This window comes from Promicromonospora kroppenstedtii DSM 19349 (genome assembly GCF_000515355.1).
Classification (GTDB): Bacteria; Actinomycetota; Actinomycetes; order Actinomycetales; family Cellulomonadaceae; genus Promicromonospora; species Promicromonospora kroppenstedtii.
This window is the reverse complement of record NZ_KI911641.1, coordinates 27,788-31,878: the sequence shown is the minus strand read 5'-3', so window position 1 is coordinate 31,878 and position 4,091 is coordinate 27,788. Positions and strand designations below refer to the sequence as shown.

The following is a 4,091-nucleotide window of genomic DNA, read 5'->3' as shown; positions in this document are numbered from 1 at the left end:
GCGCCGCGACGTCGCGCACCGGTACCTGGTAGGTGCGGAACGGGCCGAGCGGCGGGATGTCGTCCCGGGCCAGGGCCTGCGCGGTGATCTCGTAGAGCTTGGCGTCGTCGAGCTGGGGCGTCTGGTCCAGCACGAACCCGGTCGACTGGAGCACCCCGGGCCTGGCGCCGCCCGGGAACCCGTCCGGTGCTGCGCCGTCGGGCGCCGGGCCCGGGCCCACCCACGCGACGACCTTCCAGAACAGGCGGGGGATGCGGACACCGCGGTAGAGCGGGTCGTCCGCCGCGAAGACCGGTCCGGTCTGGACCGCCAGGCGGTGGTCGTGGGCGGCCGCGTACCGCAGCACGTGGTCCTCCAGCCCGTTCCAGAGCTCCTTCGACTGGTTGAACCTGTTCACCTGCGGGGCCGCGTTCGTGTAGGTGAACGTGTCGTGGTTCGCCCGCGCGGCGGTCTCGGCGTCGCCCCAGACCGGGTCGAGCCGGCGGACCAGGTGCCCGCGGTCGAGCGGGTTGCCCGCGTACAGCTCAGCGCCCGACTGCTCGGCGCTCGGGACGCGGCCGTCCAGCCGCCAGCGCCCGGACCGGCGCAGCGCCTGGAGCGTGGAGCCGTCGACGGTACAGGCCGTGGCCGCGGCGAGCCGTCGGCCCGGGTGCAGCAGCACGGAGAAGTGGGTGTAGTCGAGCACACGCAGCTCGACCCGGGAGACGGGGAGCGGGACGCCGAAACCGAGGAACTGAGCGTCATAACCGGTCACGGGCAGACAGCCAACCAGAGCAGGCCAGGTCATGGCCAGACCAACAATCGGACGGGTTGGACGTCGGATGGCAATCTCGGCCTAGGCTCTAGCCCGTGAGTGAATCAACTCAGACCGTCCGCGGCAATGCCCGGCACGAGGTACCTGACCCGTTGCGCGAGGACGTGCGCCTGCTCGGCGGCCTTCTCGGCAGGATCCTGCGCGAGGACGGAGGCCAGGACCTGCTGGACGACGTCGAACGCCTGCGCGAGCTGACGATCCGTGCCTACGGCGACCCGTCGCCCCACGCGCTGGACGAGGCCGCCGACGTCGTCGCGTCCTTCTCCGTGGAGCGCGCCGAGCAGGTCGCCCGCGCGTTCACCTGCTACTTCCACCTCGCGAACCTCGCGGAGGAGTACCACCGGGTGCGCGTGCTACGCGCCCGTGAGGCCGAGACGACCACGGGCCCGGCCGTCCTGGAGGACACGATCCCCGCGGCGTTCGCCCGGCTCACCGAGGAGGTGGGTCGCGACGAGGCGCTGCGGCGGCTCGGCGAGCTGGAGTTCCGGCCCGTGCTCACGGCGCACCCGACCGAGGCCCGGCGTCGGGCCATCAGCGGGACCATCCGCCGGATCTCGGACCACCTGGCCGAGCGCGACACCCGCCGGCTCGGTGGCGTGACCCTCGCCGAGAACGAGCGGCAGATCCTCGCCGAGATCGACACCATGTGGCGCACCGCGCCCGTGCGGACCAGCAAGCCGTCCGTGATCGACGAGGTCAAGACGGTCATGGGCGTGTTCGACGCCGTGCTCGTCGACGTCTTCGGTGACGTGTACCGCCGCCTCGACGACTGGCTCCTGGCCGAGGACGCCGGCCGCGTGGCCCCCGTGGCCAAGCCGTTCGTCAAGCTCGGCACCTGGATCGGCGGCGACCGCGACGGCAACCCGAACGTCACCGCCGAGGTGACGCGGCAGGCCGCGACCCTGGCCGCGGAGCACGCGCTCACGGCACTGGAGCGCCTCGCGGTCGAGACGGGCCGCAAGCTCACGCTCGACGCCGAGGGCACCACGCCGTCGTCGGACCTGAACGCCCTGTGGCGGCGCATCCGGCTGCTCTCCGCCGACGTCGCCCGGCGCGCCGAGGAGGCGTCGCCGAACGAGCCGCACCGTGCGGTCATGCTCGCGATCGCGGAGCGGGTCGCCGCGACCCGGTCGCGCGACGCCGACCTGGCGTACGCGAACGCCGAGCAGCTCGAGGCCGACCTGCTCGTGGTCCAGGACTCGCTGGTCGCGACCGGCGCGGCGCGTGCCGCGTACGGCGACCTGCAGCGGCTGGTCTGGCAGGTGCAGACCTTCGGGTTCCACCTGGCCGAGCTCGAGGTGCGGCAGCACTCGCAGGTGCACGCCGCCGCGCTCGCCGAGATCCGCGAGCTCGGGCTGGACGGCGCCCTCGGGGACAAGACCCGCGAGGTGCTCGACACCTACCGCGCCCTCGGCGCGATCCAGGGCCGGTTCGGCGAGCGGGCCGCCCGCCGCTACATCGTGTCGTTCACGCAGGCGCCGGAGCACCTCGCCGCCGTCTACGAGCTGGCCTCCTACGCCTTCGCGGACGACCCCGACGGCGCGCCCGTGATCGACGCGATCCCGCTGTTCGAGACCTTCGCGGATCTGCAGAACTCCGTGCCGATCCTCGACTCGATGCTCACGCTGCCCGCGGTGCAGAAGCGTCTGGCCGAGAACGGCCGGCGCGTCGAGGTGATGCTCGGTTACTCGGACTCGTCCAAGGACGTCGGCCCCGTGGCCGCGACGCTGGCGCTGCACGACGCGCAGTCGCGCATCGCCGAGTGGGCGCGGTCCAACGACCTCAAGCTCACGCTGTTCCACGGCCGTGGCGGTGCCCTCGGGCGTGGCGGCGGCCCGGCCAACCGCGCGGTGCTGGCCCAGCCGCCGCACTCGGTGGACGGCCGGTTCAAGCTGACCGAGCAGGGCGAGGTCATCCTGGCCCGGTACGGCGACCCGGTCATCGCGTCCCGGCACATCGAGCAGGTCGCGGCGGCCACGCTGCTGGCGTCCGCGCCGTCGGTCGAGGCCGTCAACGAGACCGCGACGGCCAAGTTCGCCGAGCTGGCCGGCGAGCTCGACGCGACGTCCCGTGCCCGGTTCCACGAGCTGGTGAAGGCCGACGGGTTCCCGCAGTGGTTCGCCCAGGTCACGCCGCTGGAGGAGGTCGGCCTGCTGCCCATCGGGTCGCGGCCCGCCAAGCGTGGTCTGTCGGTCAACTCGCTCGACGACCTGCGCGCCATCCCGTGGGTGTTCTCCTGGTCGCAGGCCCGCATCAACCTCGCGGGCTGGTTCGGCCTGGGCACGGCGCTGGCCACGGCCGGCGACGTCGAGCTGCTGCGCGCCGCGCGTGCGGAGTGGCCGCTGTTCGCCACGATGCTCGACAACGTGGAGATGTCGCTCGCCAAGACGGACGAGCGCATCGCCGCGCAGTACCTCGCACTCGGCGACCGGGACGACCTGGCCCAGATGGTGCTCGACGAGCTGCGGCTCACCCGCGAGTGGGTGCTGAAGATCAGCGGCAACGAGTGGCCGCTCGCGTCCAAGCGCGTGCTCGGCCGCGCCGTGCAGCTGCGGTCGCCCTACGTGGACGCCCTGTCGCTGCTGCAGGTCCGCGCGCTGCGCGGGCTGCGCACCGGGGCGGACGGCGGCTCGGCGGTCGACGGCGACTACAAGGGCCGGCTGCAGCACCTGCTGCTGCTGACGGTCAACGGGGTGTCGGCGGGCCTGCAGAACACCGGGTGAGCTGGGCTGGCTGGCTGCCTGAGTGGCTGGTGGGCTGACGGCGCGACTTCGGTCGGCTGCGCTGAGACCGGTCGGTTGATCGACCGGTCTCAGGGCAACCGACCGAAGTCAGCAGGGCTCGTGATGTGTGAGGAGCAATGGGAGAGAGCATGAGCGCGACCCTGATCGGCACGTCCCACGGGACCGACGACCCCACGGGCCAGGCCGCCGTGCGCACGCTGCTCGACGGCGTGCGTGTCGCCCGGCCCGGGCTCGACGTCCGCGAGGCGTTCGTCGACGTGCAACAGCCGGAGGTCGGGGACGTTCTCGCCGAGGCGGTGCGTGATGCCGCCGGTTCTGACGGCGCGCCGGCCGCCGTCGTCGTGCCGGTGCTGCTGTCCACGGGGTACCACGTGCGGCACGACATCGCGCAGGCCGTCGCCGCCGTCAACGAGACCGCCGAGGGCAGCGCGGTCGCCGCCGATCCGCTCGGCCCGCACCCGCTGCTCGTCGACATCCTGGCCGACCGCTATGCCGCCGCCGAGGCGGCGCACGGCCCGTTCCGGCCGGACGAC

Annotated in this window: 3 protein-coding genes; 2 read left to right on the top strand and 1 reads right to left on the bottom strand. The window is 73.1% G+C overall.

Annotated elements, in window-relative coordinates:
• Window positions 1-754, bottom strand: a 754-nt coding sequence (locus PROKR_RS07875; protein WP_051432775.1) for a DNA/RNA non-specific endonuclease, incomplete at its 3' end; no start/stop codon positions are given.
• Between the two features lie 95 nt (window positions 755-849).
• Between PROKR_RS07875 and PROKR_RS07870 the strand changes: the two genes are divergently transcribed.
• Window positions 850-3,537: a phosphoenolpyruvate carboxylase gene (locus PROKR_RS07870; RefSeq protein WP_036961630.1), complete on the top strand. Its 2,688-nt coding sequence runs from the start codon at window positions 850-852 to the stop codon at window positions 3,535-3,537.
• 149 nt (window positions 3,538-3,686) lie between these two features.
• The coding region (locus PROKR_RS07865; protein ID WP_211240064.1) for a sirohydrochlorin chelatase at window positions 3,687-4,091 on the top strand (405 nt) is incomplete at its 3' end.